11 protein-coding genes are annotated in these 14,940 nt (G+C 67.3%); 4 read left to right on the forward strand and 7 right to left on the reverse strand.

The genetic code is table 11. The features are described 5' to 3' along the window. Positions 1-13 precede the first annotated feature (13 nt). Positions 14-1,426 carry a M48 family metalloprotease gene (locus tag ACESMO_RS02090; protein ID WP_372706524.1) on the reverse strand — a complete coding sequence of 471 codons (1,413 nt, stop codon included), beginning with the start codon at positions 1,424-1,426 and terminating at the stop codon, positions 14-16. Positions 1,427-1,485: 59 nt separating this feature from the next. Further along, on the reverse strand, positions 1,486-4,122 hold the full coding sequence (locus tag ACESMO_RS02095) for an Rne/Rng family ribonuclease (protein ID WP_372706525.1): 2,637 nt from the start codon (positions 4,120-4,122) through the stop codon (positions 1,486-1,488). 461 nt (positions 4,123-4,583) lie between these two features. Between ACESMO_RS02095 and ACESMO_RS02100 the strand changes: the two genes are divergently transcribed. Continuing rightward, complete coding sequence (locus ACESMO_RS02100; protein ID WP_372706553.1) at positions 4,584-5,846, forward strand: N-acetylmuramoyl-L-alanine amidase; 1,263 nt, start codon at positions 4,584-4,586, stop codon at positions 5,844-5,846. Positions 5,847-6,313: 467 nt separating this feature from the next. Here the strand turns inward: ACESMO_RS02100 and ACESMO_RS02105 are convergent, their stop codons facing one another. Together ACESMO_RS02105 and ACESMO_RS02110 are read right to left on the reverse strand one after the other, a co-directional pair. After that, positions 6,314-7,630: an ABC1 kinase family protein gene (locus ACESMO_RS02105; RefSeq protein ID WP_372706526.1), complete on the reverse strand. Its 1,317-nt coding sequence runs from the start codon at positions 7,628-7,630 to the stop codon at positions 6,314-6,316. 40 nt (positions 7,631-7,670) lie between these two features. Further along, on the reverse strand, positions 7,671-8,165 hold the full coding sequence (locus ACESMO_RS02110; RefSeq protein WP_372706527.1) for a DUF427 domain-containing protein: 495 nt from the start codon (positions 8,163-8,165) through the stop codon (positions 7,671-7,673). Positions 8,166-8,371: 206 nt separating this feature from the next. Between ACESMO_RS02110 and ACESMO_RS02115 the strand changes: the two genes are divergently transcribed. The 3 genes from ACESMO_RS02115 (at position 8,372) to prfB (ending at position 12,862) form a co-directional block, all read left to right on the forward strand. Further along, positions 8,372-9,106 carry an exonuclease domain-containing protein gene (locus tag ACESMO_RS02115; protein ID WP_372706528.1) on the forward strand — a complete coding sequence of 245 codons (735 nt, stop codon included), beginning with the start codon at positions 8,372-8,374 and terminating at the stop codon, positions 9,104-9,106. A 60-nt stretch (positions 9,107-9,166) separates the two neighbouring features. Beyond that, positions 9,167-11,560: a penicillin-binding protein 1A gene (locus ACESMO_RS02120; protein WP_372706554.1), complete on the forward strand. Its 2,394-nt coding sequence runs from the start codon at positions 9,167-9,169 to the stop codon at positions 11,558-11,560. A 179-nt stretch (positions 11,561-11,739) separates the two neighbouring features. After that, a protein-coding gene (prfB, locus tag ACESMO_RS02125) for a peptide chain release factor 2 (protein ID WP_372706529.1) occupies positions 11,740-12,862 on the forward strand; the annotation gives its coding sequence in 2 pieces (ribosomal slippage) (positions 11,740-11,808 and positions 11,810-12,862; 1,122 coding nt in all). Positions 12,863-13,107: 245 nt separating this feature from the next. On the opposite strand, the gene ACESMO_RS02130 is transcribed toward prfB, so the two are convergent. The 3 genes from ACESMO_RS02130 to ACESMO_RS02140 form a co-directional block, all read right to left on the reverse strand. Next, on the reverse strand, positions 13,108-13,614 hold the full coding sequence (locus ACESMO_RS02130; RefSeq protein ID WP_372706530.1) for a polymer-forming cytoskeletal protein: 507 nt from the start codon (positions 13,612-13,614) through the stop codon (positions 13,108-13,110). Continuing rightward, the gene (locus ACESMO_RS02135; RefSeq protein ID WP_372706531.1) at positions 13,598-14,290 is read right to left on the reverse strand and encodes a M23 family metallopeptidase; all 693 of its coding nucleotides are present in this window, start codon (positions 14,288-14,290) and stop codon (positions 13,598-13,600) included. Before ACESMO_RS02135 ends, ACESMO_RS02130 begins: the two co-directional genes overlap by 17 nt. A 189-nt stretch (positions 14,291-14,479) precedes the next feature. Continuing rightward, on the reverse strand, positions 14,480-14,935 hold the full coding sequence (locus ACESMO_RS02140) for a peroxiredoxin (RefSeq protein ID WP_372706532.1): 456 nt from the start codon (positions 14,933-14,935) through the stop codon (positions 14,480-14,482). Positions 14,936-14,940: the final 5 nt, after the last annotated feature.

The following is a 14,940-nucleotide window of genomic DNA, read 5'->3' on the forward strand; positions in this document are numbered from 1 at the left end:
TCTCGATTGGGGTTCAACCGCCGACCGGCGTGACCACGGGGCGTTGCTGGCGGTCCAGGCGGCGATCCATGGCGTCGACCTCTTCCTGAGTAGCTCCGGACGCGAAGACGATGTCCATGGCGCGGGTCCATTCCGACGTACCGGGGGCCAGCATGTCGCGGGCGCGCAGGGCGAACTGGGTGGCCTGCTGTTCGGCACCGAGGGCGAAGAACATCTCGGCGGAGGCCAGACGCGCCTCGCCCTCCTTGCCCTGGCTGGCATAGGCCTGGCTCAGCAGGCGCCAGGCCAGGCTGTTTTCCCGCTCCAGCGCGGCGGCGCGCTTCAACTGTTCGATCGCGTCGTTGAGCTTGGCGGCCTCGCCCGTCTCCAGCATGGCGTGGGCTAGGTTGATGCGCAGCAGCGGGGCATCGGGCAGGATGTCGACCGAGCGCTGGTGTGCGCCGATGGCCTCGGACGGGCGGCCTTCCTCGAACAGGATCTGGCCTTTCAGTTCCCAGAAGTAGGGGTTTTCGGGCTGTTCCGTCAGCAGGACGTCGACGGCCGCCAGCGCCTTTTCTGTCTGGCCGTCGCGGTACAGGCCGATGGCGCGGGCATAGCGGACGGGCAGGGTCGTGCCCGTCTCGGGATAATCGCGCAGCGTCTGGCCGGGGTTGTCCATGAAGGCGTGGATCTTGGCCAGGATCAGGGCATGCTCGGCGACACGCTCGGGGCTGTCGCGGCGATTGTAGTTGGGCTGTTCGGCGACGAAGCGGCGAAGGGTCTCGATGCGGTCCGACGACAGCGGGTGGCTGCGGAAATAGGGATAGCGGCGGGCGTCCGAGAAGACTTCCTGCGAACGAAAATTCTCGAAGAAACTGAGCAGACCGCGGCCCGATTCGCCGGCTTTCTCGAGAGCGCGGGCACCCGTGTTGTCGGCCTCGCCCTCTTGGTGGGTCATGTATCGCAAGGCGCTGAGGGTGCCGAAATACTGGCTGTTGCCCAGCAGGACGGCACCGAGGTCCGGTGCCCCCGCTACTATGGCCAGAGCGCCCAGGGCCATGGTCATCAACAAGGGCTGGGTGCCGGCGTTCTGCGCGCCGTCACGCAGGGTGTGGCGGTTCTTGATGTGACCGGCCTCGTGCGCGATGACGCCCAGGAGCTCGTTGGCGCTACGGGTCCGCAGGATCAGGCCGGTGTTGATGCCCATGATCCGCCCGCGGGTGGCGAAGGCATTCAGCTCGCCGTCATTGATCAACAGGATCTCGACCTCGGACGGCTCCAGCCCCATGGCGGTGAAGATCGGGGCGGACCAGCCGTGGACGATGGTCTCGATCTCTGTGTCACGGATGGCGCTCTGGGCCGAGGCGGGCGCGGCCGAGACCGCGACCATGGCGGTCGCGGCGACGGCTCCGGCGAGACAGGCGGCGGTCTTGGACAGCCAGTTCAAGGCATTCTCCCGAAATCCACGATCGGCCCCGTCCCGATTCACAACCTAATCACGGCCATTCAGCGGCGCCACCACCCGCGCTTGGGCTTCTCGGGCGGCGCGCCGATCTGGTTCGGGTCGTCCGCGATGAGGGCCGCGACGTCTATCTCAGGCATGGAAGCGGCGACCGGTACGATCTGCCGCTCCTCGACGGCGGCTTCGGCGGGGGTGACGTCAAGCACGGCGGGTTCGATCACCTCGGGCTCGGCTTCGTTCGGCTCGACCGGCGTGGTCACGGCTTCGGCTTCCGAAGCTTCCGTGGCACTGGCCGAGACCTTGCGACGCACGCGGCGGCGTTTCGGTTCCTCGACAGCGACCGGAACCGGAGCGTCGGCCTCGCCATCGACCATGACCGCCATCGGCGTGTCGGACGAGCCGTCAGGCGGCATGCCTTCGTTTGTGGCGCGGGTCTCGACCTTGACCTCGTGGGTCAGGCCTTCGGTCGCACCGCGATCCCGGCCACGACCGCGTCCACGGCGACGGCGCGAGCGGCCGGTCCGTTCGCCACCGGCCTCGCCCAACTCGCCCTCGGCACGTTCGCCGACGACTTCATCGACGTCGCCGTCCGGCCTGGCCTGGGCCTGACCGACGTCGCGCGGTGTTGAGGCTTGTGGATTGATGGGGTCGAACCAGACGTAGGGATCGTTCAACGACGGCGTGCGCCCACGGACCCAGACGAAGGCGTCGGTCTCTGCGCCGTCCTCGCGGACGCGGCGCCCGCCACGACGACCCCGACGACGGCGACGGCCGGCCTCGCTGTCGTCATCGTCCTCGGCGGAAAGCGCGGGCGCTGCGGCGTCTTCGGCGAGCGGAGCGGCCCCGTCCTCGCGACGCCCGCCGCGACGACGACGGCCGCGACCCCGGCCACGGTCGCCATCGCCCTCGCTGCGTTCAGCGCGCTCGCGCGGGGCGTCGTCGTCCGTGTCCTCGCGGTCCCGGTCGCCTTCGTCATCGCCGAGGATGACCTCGTCGTCTTCCTCTTCGTCGTCAAAGGCGCTGTCGTCGAAATCGTCCTCGAGATCGACGAAGGTCTCCACGCCTTCCGGAGGGGTAAAGTCCTCGTGGGTCTCCGTCCGCTCGATCGCGTGTTCGCCCTGGGCCAGGGTGTCGTCGATCAGGATGATGACGTTCAGGCCGCGCTGGACCAGCAGGCTCTGCAGATAGTCGCGCTTGTGATTCAGGATGTAGAGGGCGACAGCGGTCGAGACACGCAGATTGACCGCGCCCGCGCCGTTCTTGCCGGCCTCGATGTCGACGCCGCGCAGGGTGACGAGGGCGGCGCTCTCGGCGGAACGGATGCGACCGGCGCCCTGGCAGTGCGGGCAGACCTCGGTGGCCCCTTCGATGACGCCGAGACGACGGCGCTGACGGCTGATCTCCATCAGGCCGAAGCCGGAAATCTTGCCCATCTGGATGCGGGCGCGGTCCTTGGCCAGAGCGTCCTTGAGGATTTTCTCGACGGTCCTGTTGTTCTTGGACTCGTCCATGTCGATGAAGTCGATGACGATCAGCCCGGCCAGGTCGCGCAGGCGAAGCTGGCGGGCGGCCTCGACGGCGGCCTCGGAGTTGGTCTTGAAGGCCGTGGCCTCGACGTTGCGTTCCTTGGTCGCTCGGCCGGAGTTGACGTCGATGGCGACCAGGGCCTCGGTCTGGTTGATGACCAGATAGCCGCCCGACTTCAGCGGCACGGTCGGCTGGTGAATCTGGGTCAGCATCTCCTCGATGCCGTTCGAGGCGAAGAGCGGACGCGCGCCCTGATACAGATGCACCTTCTTCGACTGGGACGGCATCAATACGCGCATGAAGTCGCGGGCTTCCTTGAAGCCTTCGATGCCCTCGACCTGGATGCCGTCGAAATCCTTGTCGAACATGTCGCGCACGGCGCGGCGGACGAGGTTCTCTTCCTCGTAGATGATCGAGGGGGCGTTGGACTTCAGCGTCGTCTCGCGGATCGTCTCCCACAGGCGCAGCAGATATTCGTAATCGCGCTTGATCTCGGCCTTGGTGCGTTTGGCCCCGGCCGTGCGGATGATCAGGCCCATGCCTTGCGGCACATGCAGGGCGGCCGCAGCGGCCTTCAGGCGTTTGCGGTCGGTGGCCTGGGTGATCTTGCGGGAGATGCCGCCGCCCTTGCCCGTGTTGGGCATCAGCACGCAGTAGCGGCCGGCCAGCGACAGCCAGGTGGTCAGGGCCGCGCCCTTGCCGCCGCGCTCGTCCTTGACGACCTGGACCAGCATGACCTGACGACGCTTGATGACGTCCTGGATTTTGTAGCGGCGCATCAGGCGACGCTTGAGCCGCTCTTCCTCGGCCATGCCGCCTTCGGATTCATCGTCGCCTTCGCGGGCGTGTTCGTCGTGATCATCGTCGTCCGAATGCGCCTCGGCCATGATGGCTTCGCGGTCGGCGACGGGGATCTGGTAGTAGTCCGGGTGGATCTCGCTGAAGGCGAGGAAGCCGTGGCGATTGCCGCCATATTCCACGAAGGCCGCCTGAAGGCTGGGCTCTACGCGGGTGACCTTGGCGAGATAGATGTTGCCCCGGAGCTGGCGCTTCGAGCGGGATTCAAAGTCGAATTCCTCGATCTGACGGCCCTCGACGATCGCGACGCGGGTTTCTTCCGCGTGGGCGGCGTCGATCAACATGGTCTTTGACATGGAATGTCTCTCTCTGGCGCGCTCTGGCCAGGCCGGTCAGCACGGGGCTGAGGGGCATGGCGGCTCGCCGAATGGGGGTGAGGCGGGCGAACGCAGGCGCGGCTCCGTCGTCCCGGCGAATGCCGGAAGCGAAGTCGGTCAGATCAGACCGGAAGGGAGCGCAGGCGTTTGAGCCCATGGGGAAGGTCGGTCCTGGACCCGCTCGCGCCTCTGGGAGGCGGCGTTTCGGGCCCGGTCGTCGGATCGTCGGCGCGTCTGGCCGGTCGACCCTCGGATCAGTGAAAGTATCGCCGCAAGGAGGGCGCGTCCCGGACCCGGCGATGCGGGGGAACGCGATCGGTTCGCGAGCAGATCGATCATAGTCATCAAGACCGTGAATGAAAAGGCGCGTTCGCCTTAACCGCTTGGCGACGACGTGGCGCCATGATGCCCGCCAGCCAACAGGGTGGGTTTCCGTGAAAATGAACGGGCTGTCGCGTCTCGACCTGTCGTCATGGCTGCCCGGCCCCGGCCGGCGCCTGTCCGCGCGCGCCTGGACGACGCTGACTGTGGCGCTGATCGTCTTCGGCGTCGCCGCTCTGGCGGCCGGGCGAGGTCTGGCCTCGGGGGCCGTGGGCGAGGTGATGCGGGTCCGCTTCGGCGGCGACGGGGAGCGCACGCGCGTGGTCGTCGACCTGGACCGCACGTCTCGTGGCGAAATCATCCAGTCCGGCGACGACGGCCGCATAGTCGTGACCCTGTCCGGCGTCGCGCCGAGCCGGGGCCTGAATGGCACGGGCGTCGGCCTGGTGCGCGGCTGGCGCGTCACCGGCTCGGGGCTGGCCTCGCGGGTCGAGATGGATCTGGCCACCAGCGCCCGGATCGAGCGCCGTTTCCTGCTGCCGCCCGGCGACGGCATCGCCCACTATCGTTACGTCATCGACCTGAAGGCCACCGGACGCCCCCCGATCCTTGGCACGACCCGCGCTCCGGCCCGGGTCCCCGCCGAGGCCCGGTCGGCGCGACCTGCGGACCGTCCGCTGATCTTCATCGACGCGGGCCACGGCGGTCGCGATCCCGGCGCGCAAGGCCAGAGTTCCAACGAGAGCGACATCACCCTGGCGGCGGCCCAGGCCCTGAAGCAGGAATTGGAGCGCACCGGACGCTATCGCGTGCGTCTGACCCGCGACACCGATGCCTACGTCGCCCTGCACCGGCGCGTGGCCATCGCCCGTCAGGCCGACGCGGACCTGTTCATCTCGCTGCACGCCGACGCCGGACCCGATCCGGCGACGCGGGGCGCCAGCGTCTATACCTTGTCCGAACAGGGGGCGGGCAGGGCGGTGCGCGAGTTCACGCGCGGTGACAACTGGCAGCGCAGTCTGAACCTGCCCGGACGGGACGCCTCGGTGGACCGCATCCTGCTGGACATGACCCAGCGGGCGACCCAGAACCGCTCCGCCCAGTTGGCCCGCACGCTGCTAAGTGAGCTGGAGGGGGCTGATCAACCGCTGCTGCGGCGCAGCCACCGCGACGCGGGCCTGGCGATTCTGCTGGCCCCCGACGTGCCCGCCGTCCTGCTGGAGATGGGCTTCATCACCAATCCGGAAGACGAGCGGATGCTGAACGACGCGCGCGCGCGCCGTCGGCTGATCCGGGCCGTCGCCCAAGGCATCGACCGCTATTTCCGCGAACCGGCAGGCGGTCTGCAGATGGCGTCCAACGGGGCGGCGGGCCAGCCCTAAAGCCGGATCGGTTTGGGGAGGGATCGCTTCGCGTTTCCGCCGATGCCGTAAATCAGGCTCCAGCATTATGCTGGAGCGATATCGGGGTTTGGACGCCATCGCCCCCTAACCGATTTCGCTCTGGCACCGGCCCCGGCCGTTGCACCCGAAAAAACAGTGCAATCGGTGCAATCGGTGCAATCCGGCCCGGGCGCGTGTGGGCCGCGCCGAGGCGCCTCCCCCGCGACGGAACGGGGAACAGTATCGCACGGGCGGTCAGCAGGGCGGGTGGTTGACGCTGAAGTTTCCCAAAGCTGTCAAAAATCAGTTGGTTGTCATGAAGGATTATGATGGCAATCGGCGAAAAGGAACAGGAAAGAGACAGTGCGGGCGAGCACCGATCGGCACCGCCTTTTGCGGCAGGAACGGACCTTTGCCTCTCCTCGCTTTCGCGCACAGCCGGGGTTCAACGCGTTTCGTTCCTGCCGTCACAGCGCCGCAGCCGTATCCTCTCCACCGGCGAGCCAGGGTTCGACGATCTTCCTGACATCAACGCGGGCCTTGAGCCGCGCGGCCAGCAAGGCGGTCCCGCTGATCTTGCGCTGAACGAAAAGAATGTCCGCCGGAGGCACATGCCAGGCCGCCGTGTCCGCCGCGATTTCCATGCCCGGATCGCGCAACGCCCCGACGAAACGGCGGTCGCCGAAGTCGAACAGTCCGGGTCGGTTGAGCTCGCCGATGATCACGTCGATCATCTGATCCAGGCGCGCGCCGTGGCGGGCGACGGCCTTAGGGCCGAGGAAACCGGCCGCCAGCGCCGCTTGACGGACGGCCGCGCGGTCGCCCGCCATGCCCGTGTGCAACAGCCGGCGGTAGCCCTGTGCCGTGGCAGGATCGACGGCCCGCGCCGCGCCGAAATCCAGCAGGACCAGCCGTCCGGTCAGGGGTTGAATCCGGTAGTTGGCGAAATTCGGATCGGTCTGCATCACGCCGAACTCGAACAGCTCGCGCAGCACAAGCGTCATCAGCGTCTGCATCGCCTTGTCACGATCGGCCTGGGGGGCGGTTTCGAGCGACTCGATCGGACGGCCCTCGAGAAACGTCATGGCCAGAACGCGCGAGGTGGTCAGTTCGGGATCCAGCGTCGGCACGACGACCTCGGGCGTATCGGCCAGCAACCGACCGAACAGGCTCATCTGCTCGCCCTCGCGTTCGTAGTCGGCCTCCTCGACCAGCTGCAACTTCGCTTCGGCCAGCAGCGGCGCGATGTCGATCGCCCGAGGGATGGCACCCGACATAAGCAACAATGTCGCGACGTTGTCGACATCGGCGTCGATGCTTTCACGCACGCCCGGATATTGCACCTTGATCGCCAGTTCGCGGCCATCACGGGTGACCGCCCGATGCACCTGGCCGATGGAGGCGGCGGCGATCGGGCGAAGTTCGAAACGCTCGAACCGCGTCCGCCAGTCGGGGCCCCATTCCCGTGCCAGAACCTGTTGCAGCTGGGCCGGGGGCATGTGGTGGGCGTTGTCGCGCAGCCGACCCATGATCTGCGACAGCTCGGCGGGCAGCAGGTCGCCGGCGTCCATCGAGATCATCTGGCCCAATTTCATCGCGGCGCCGCGCAGGTGCGACAGGCGGTCGGCGATCTTGCCGAAATTGGCCGGCGTCAGCAGCATGTCGCGCAGCTGCGGCCGCTCGCCGTCCGCCAGCCGCCTCGCCCCCTCGGCGATCATGCCCCCCGCCACGGAGCCGGCCAGCCGTCCGAACTGGCTGAAGCGCGACAGGCGACCGCTGGGCACTTGACGGCCGCGAGGCTCATAGGGGGGCCTTGTCATCGCATCACCAGCCGAGGGTTCCTGGGCCACCCTTGAAGGGTCCGGCCAGCCGGGACGTGATCCAGCCGCCGTAGAACGCGCCGGCCTGGGGGACGACCGTCTCGCCGTCGACGCTGCATCGGTCGAAGGGGCCGGCGTAGAAGGCGACGTGGTCGCGCAAGGCGGCAAACGCCGCCGTGGGGTTTGGATAGCTCCAGCCGACACGCGGCAGGACCAGACCGTCGATCACAACGTCCCAATAGACCGCCTGGCCCTTCCACTCGCAGAACGAGCCGCCGTCCGCGCGGCGCAAACGGCCCGGGGCGATGTCGGAAGGCGGTATATAGTAGCTGGGCGGATGGCTGGTCTCCAGCGTACGGACGGCGGCGCGGGTCTCGACGACGATCACGCCCGCGTGGGCGATGACGACATGGGCCGAAATCGGCTCGGCGATCGCCGGACGCGGAAAGGTCCAGACGCTCTCCTGCCCGGGGCCCACGGGATCGGGACGCGGCCTCATGCCGGATTCAGCCGACGCATCAGGGCGGTCTTCCGCCGGCAAAGCTGGCAGGCGCGATCATACCGGACGAGCGTTTGGGTCATGCCTCCCGATATGGGGGACGGATCAGCGATGTCATCCGACCGCGACATTTGATGCTGAGGGCAAAGAGACAGACCGGACGCACCCGGCTCGCCCTCTCGCTCCAAACCCCCTATCTCCGTCCCATGCGCCTGAGAGTCGTCGATCTGGAGACCAGCGGGGGAGACCGGAGCTCAGAGATCCTCGAGGTCGGGTTCGTCGATGTGGTGCGGGACGGGGAGGGCTGGCGGCCGCTGCCGCCGGTGACGAAACTGTTCCGGCCGCGCGGCGACATCTCGTTTCATGCGATGGCGGTGCACCATCTGACGCCCGCCCATTTCTGCGCCGACGATCCGCATTGCGACGAATACGCCCTGCGCGAGATGTTCGCACAACCGGCCGACGTCATGGTGGCGCACAGCGCGCGGTTCGAGCGGGGCTTCATCGCCGATACGGCGGTCGGGGGCGTGCCGTGGATATGCACCGTACGCTCGGCCAAGGCGGTGTGGCCTCAGGCACCGGGGCATTCCAACCAGGTGCTGCGCTACTGGCGCGGGTTCGCGCTCGATCCGGCCCTGGCTGATCCGGCGCACCGGGCGGGGCCGGACGCCTGGGTGACGGCCCATATCCTGATGGACCTGCTTAAGGAGGCCAGCGTCGAACAGATGATCGCCTGGACCCGTGAGCCGCGCCGTCTGGATCGCATTCCGTTCGGCAAGCATCGCGGCCGTCCGTGGGCCGAACCGCCCGACGACTATCTGCGCTGGATGACCGGGCAGGGGGATATGGACGCCGATGTCGTGGCCGCCGCGCGACAGGAGCTGACGCGTCGCCAGGGCTTGGGCACGCTTGCTCTGGCGGACGCGCACGACGCGGGCTAAACGATCCGCAGGGCGAACCTTTCGGAGACTGCGGTGAAGATTGCCGAACGCTGGTTCGTAATGGCGGGTGTCGCGATACTGGGCGCGATCGCCCTGGCGGGGCTGATCGTCGCCGTCTATGCGGCCTGGCTGTTCCATGATCTGCCCGACGCGTCCGAGCTGGCCGACTACCGGCCGGCGACCGCGACTCGCGTCTATGCCGGCGACGGAACCCTGATCGGCGAGTTCTCGGATGAGCGGCGCATCTATGTGCCCTATGAGCAAATCCCGCTGCCGGTGGTGCAGGCGTTTCTGGCGGCCGAGGACCGAAATTTCTTCAACCACGGCGGCATCGACGTGTCCGGTCTGGGCCGGGCCATGTTCAAGAACGTCTTCAACGCGGCCACGGGCCGACGGCTGGAGGGCGGATCGACCATCACTCAGCAGGTCGCCAAAAACGTACTGCTGACGCCCGAAAACAGCGTCAACCGAAAGGTCAAGGAAGCCATCCTGGCCAACCGGCTGGAAGCCACCCTGTCCAAGCCACAGATCCTCGAACTCTATATGAACGACATCTTCCTTGGCTATCGCTCCTACGGCGTGGCCGCGGCGGCCTTCAACTATTTCGGCAAGTCGCTGGAGCAGTTGACGCCGGACGAGGCGGCCTTCCTGGCGGCCCTGCCCAAGGGTCCGAACAACTATCATCCCAAACGCCATCCCGAGCGGGCCAAGGCCCGTCGCGACTGGGTGCTGGGAGAGATGGCGCAGAGCGGCTGGCTGGCGCAGGCCGATCTGGCGCGGAGCCAGGCCAGGCCTCTGATCACGCAGGACGCGCCGCGCCGGGCTCAGTATGCCGACGCCGACTTCTTCGTCGAAGAGGCGCGCCGTCAGGCCATCGCCCGCTTCGGCAAGGAAGACGTCAATCGCGGCGGCTATTATATGCGGACGACGCTGGACCCCAGCCTGCAGTCGGCGGCACGGGATGCCCTGATGAAGGGGCTGGAGAATTATGACCGCCGCCACGGCTGGCGCGGACCGTGGGGCACGACGGACTTCGCCGCCGGTTGGCAGAAAACCGCCTTGCGCGGCACCCGTCCGCCAGAGCGTCGGGCCTGGGAAGCCGCCGCCGTCGAGAGCGTGACCGGGAACACTGTGCGTGTCCGCACCGCCGACGGCGGTAACACAGGCGCGTTGCTCGTTGAGGATGCCGCCTGGGCCAACGCCAACCGCCAGCTGCGTCGCGGCGACCTGATTTTCGTCGAGCCGAGAGACGACAAGTACGCTCTGAAACAGGTGCCCGCCGTCAACGGCGCCCTGGTGGCGATTGAGCCTCAGTCGGGCCGGGTGCTGGCGATGGTCGGCGGGTATTCGTATGCCCCGGCCAGCTTCAACCGCGCGACCCAGGCGAAGCGCCAGCCGGGCTCGGCCTTCAAGCCCTTCGTCTATGCGGCCGCGCTGGAAGGCGACTACACGCCGGCCTCCATCGTGCTGGACGCGCCGATCAGCTTCGCCGGCGGTCGCGACGGCGAGCGCTGGACCCCCGAGAACTACAGTCGTGAGTATTACGGGCCCCAGAGCCTGCGTCGCGGGCTGGAGCTGTCGCGCAACGTCATGACGGTGCGGCTGGCCCAGGACATCGGCATGCGCAACGTGGTCAACCTGTCGAAGAAGATGGGCGTCGCCGAAGACCTGCAGCCCAATCTGTCGGTGTCGCTGGGCGCGGGCGAGACCACGCCCTATCACCTGACTGCGGCCTATGCGGCCTTTGTCAACGGCGGCCGGCGGGTCGATCCCTATCTGATCGAAATGGTCCAGGACCGCGACGGCGAGACCATCTTCCGCGCCGATCAGCGCCGTTGCCGCGATTGCGGCCGCCCGTTCAGCGGCCAGGAATCACCGCGCCTCGAGCAGCGCGGAACCCAGGTCATCGACCCGATCACCGCCTATCAGGTCAGTTCCATGCTGGAAGGCGTGGTCCGGCGTGGCACGGGCGCCGGCGCCGCCAGCCTCGGCCCTCACGTGGGCGGCAAGACGGGGACGACGAACGAATATCGCTCGGCCTGGTTCGTCGGCTTCTCGTCGGACATCGTGGTCGGCGTCTTCATCGGCTTCGACGACAACCGGCCGCTCGGTACGGGCGAGACCGGCGCGACGGGACCGGTGCCCGTGTTCAGGGAGTTCATGCAAGTCGCCCTGCGCGAGCGACCGGCGCGCCCGCTCGTTCGGCCGAAGAACGCCATCTTCCGCACGGTCGACGGCATCGAGGAAGCCTTCCGACCCGGCACCGAGCGCCGTCGCGAGGAAGAGCGTCCGCGCGGTCCCACCGTTCCGGTCGGCCCCCAGAACTACAACGAGCTCGTTCGCCGCGAACAGGACGAGGCGGCCGGAAACCCCGCCACGGCTCCGACCGCTCCGCCCCTGACCCCGCCACCGCCCAAGAAGGAAGCCGCCGAGGACTTGAGCGGGCTGTATTGAGGGAGTGGCTGGTGATCAGTGGCTAATGATAGTCTGGATAGACGGCCGCGCCAACGGCTTCAGCAGGGCGTCCGCCTCACCCACGATCACCAGCCACTCGCCACTCGCCACTAATCACTAGCCACTCGCCCCGGCGCGCTCTATGTCCGCGCCTCCCTATTGTGTCGCAGGAGTTGGCGATGAGACCGGATGTCGAGGCCATGAAGGCCGACATCGAGCAGAGCATCGCTCTGCTCAGGAGGCGTCTTTGACTGGGATGTCGCGCTTCGAAAACTTGATGAGCTGAACGCCCGGGTCGAGGACCCGACGCTGTGGAACGACCCCGAGGCAGCCCAGGCCGTATCGCGCGACCGATCTCGGCTGGCCGCCCAGATCGACACGGTGCGCGAGATGGCCAGCGGGCTGGAAGACGGCGTCATGCTGTCCGAAATGGCCGATGAGGAGGGCGACGAGGCGGCGCTGGAAGACGCGCGCGCCTCGCTGAAGGCGATCAAGGACCGCGCCGCCCGCGCCGAGCTGGAGGCCCTGCTGTGCGGTGAGGCCGACGGCAACGACGCCTATCTGGAAGTGAACTCCGGGGCCGGCGGCACCGAGTCCTGCGACTGGGCCGGGATGCTGCTGCGGATGTATTCGCGCTGGGCCAGGGCCCATGGCTATGAGGTCGAACTGGAGGCCGAGGAATCCGGCGAACAGGCGGGCATCAAGTCGGCGACCATCCTGATCACCGGCCCGAACGCCTACGGCTGGCTGAAGTCGGAATCTGGCGTGCACCGGCTGGTGCGGATCAGCCCGTTTGACGCGGCGGCCAAGCGGCACACCTCGTTCGCCTCGATCGGGGTTTCGCCGGTGGTGGACGACACCATCGTCATCGACATCAATCCGTCGGATGTGCGCACCGACACCTATCGCGCCTCGGGGTCCGGCGGTCAGCACATCAACAAGACGGATTCGGCCGTTCGCCTGACGCACATCCCGACCAATACCGTCGTGGCCTGCCAGGCGGGCCGGTCGCAGCACCAGAATCGCGAGCAGGCGTGGAAGATGCTGAGGGCGCGGCTGTACGAACTGGAGCTGCAGACCCGCGAGGCGGCCGCCCAGGCGATGGCCGACGCCAAGACCGACATCGGCTGGGGTCACCAGATCCGGTCCTACGTCCTGCAGCCGTACCAGATGGTCAAGGACCTGCGGACCAATGTGGAGACCTCCGACACCCAGGGCGTGCTGGACGGCGATCTGGACATGTTCATGGGCGCGGCCCTGGCTGCACGGGTCGGCGAGACGCGGGGGAGCACGGTGGAGTAGGGCCGCGCCAATATGTTGGTTGTCCGTCTTTTCTCCTTCCCCCGCTTGCGGTGCAAGTGTCGCGTCTTCGCCGCAGGCGAACAGCGACGATGGCGGAAGTGTTGAGCAGCGCGCCCACTTCCCTCTCCGACCCTGGATCGCTGCGCAATCGACGGGCCACGTCTCCCGCAAGCGAGAGAGGGAATTAGTGCTGCGCCCGATCTGAAAAAGGCGCCGGACCTCTCCGGGGCCTTCATGTCGATGATCTACGGCGCGGGCTCGGGCTCGGGCGCGGCGGCGGCGGCTTCGCGGCGGCCTTGCAGGACGCGGCCCTGGAAATAGGCGCCGATGTCGATCGACATCTGTTCGGCGGTGATGTCGCCGTCGACATAGGCGGTGGCGACCAGCTTGACCTGTTTGCCGGTGATGCCGCCGACGATGCGGCCACGCACCTCGACATAGTCGGCCGAGACGCTGCCTTCGACGGCACCGGTCTCGCCGACGATCAGACGGCCGACGCGGACGTCACCCTTGATCGCGCCGTCGATCTGCAGATCGCCGCTACCGGAGATCTGGCCGTCAAACTGGAGGTCGGCCGAGAGGGTGGAGAGGGCGCGCTGGCTGGCTGTCGCGGCGGCGGCCGGGTGGCCTCCAGAAGGGGTGGGCGCGCTGGACTGGCCTGGCGTCGGCAGGTCGGGCGGGGGCGGAATGGCCGAGCCGGACTCGGTGCGCGGATGGGCCGACGGGGTGGGGGATTTAGTCTTGTTGAACAAGTCGGTCTCCGGCTCTCATGAAGCGGGCTGGGTTTTGCGGGCGACCGTTCATCCACACCTCATAGTGCAGGTGAACGCCGGTGGAGCGTCCTGTCGTGCCCATGGCCCCGATCTTCTGGCCGAGCACGATGCGCTGGCCGGGTCGGACCGCCATGGAATTCAGATGGGCATAGCGCGTCTTGAACCCGCGTCCATTGTCTATTTCAACGGTGTTGCCATACCCTGAACGGACTCCGGCGAAAGACACGATTCCGGGAGCGGGCGCGCGAATGGGCGTGTTCAGCGGCGCCGCGAAATCCTGACCCTGATGCAGCGCGGGGTGCCGCTCGACCATCTGGGCCATCTCGTCCAGTGATCCGGTCGTGGCCGTCATGCGAATGACGGCGCGGTCCAGACGCGCCTGAAGATCGCCGTTCATGTGCTCTGAGGCGACGCGGCCGCTGGCGATCGCGCGATCCGCCTGGCTCGGCGCCACCGTGTTGAAGATCAGGCTGTCCGATGCGGTAAGGGCCCAACCGCCCGGCAGGACCGCAGCGACAGCCGCCAGAACCTGTTTGCCGGGTGTCAGCGCCCAGGCGCGGACGGCGTCGCCGTCGCGCAGGTACCGGTATCGGATCGGAACCCCTTTCGGATCAGAGACCGCCTTACGGTCGGCTCTTGTTCGGTCATCACGCAATACCGCCACGTACAAGCAGTATATGTGCCGGACTTTGGCCTGGGGACAAGTCTGTCCGCGACTTGCTAATCATCTTCACAGTCCTGCGATCGAATATGACCTGTATTCACGCTACGATTTCGCTTGGAGGGCGAGGGCGGAAAATACAGTTACAAGTTTACACATTTGACGCGCAAAATTCGTCCGTGGTCAGAGGGCTTGCACGGCCGCCAAGACTTCGGCCGCATGCCCCTTGACCGAGACCTTGCGCCAGACGCGCCTGACCACGCCGGTTCCATCGATCAGGAAGGTGGCGCGCTCGATCCCCATATAGGTCTTGCCATACATGCTCTTCTCGACCCAGACGCCCCAGACCTCGGTGACCCCGGCCTCTTCGTCCGAGGCCAGGGTGACCTTGAGGTCGTATTTGGCCTTGAACCTGTCGAGCTTCTTCACCGGGTCCTTCGATACGCCGATGACTGTCACTCCGGCTGCGGCGAAGGCGTCGGCGTGTTCGGAGAAATCCTTGGCCTCACTGGTGCAGCCCGGCGTGTCGGCCTTGGGATAGAAGTAGAGGACGGTCGGGCCCGACAGGGTGGCGCGGCCGCCGCCATCGGCCGGCATGTCGAACGCGGGGGCTGGTTGGCCCTCGGTGATTTCGGGCATTCAAT

This window comes from Brevundimonas sp. (assembly GCF_041688735.1).
Classification (GTDB): domain Bacteria; phylum Pseudomonadota; class Alphaproteobacteria; order Caulobacterales; family Caulobacteraceae; genus Brevundimonas.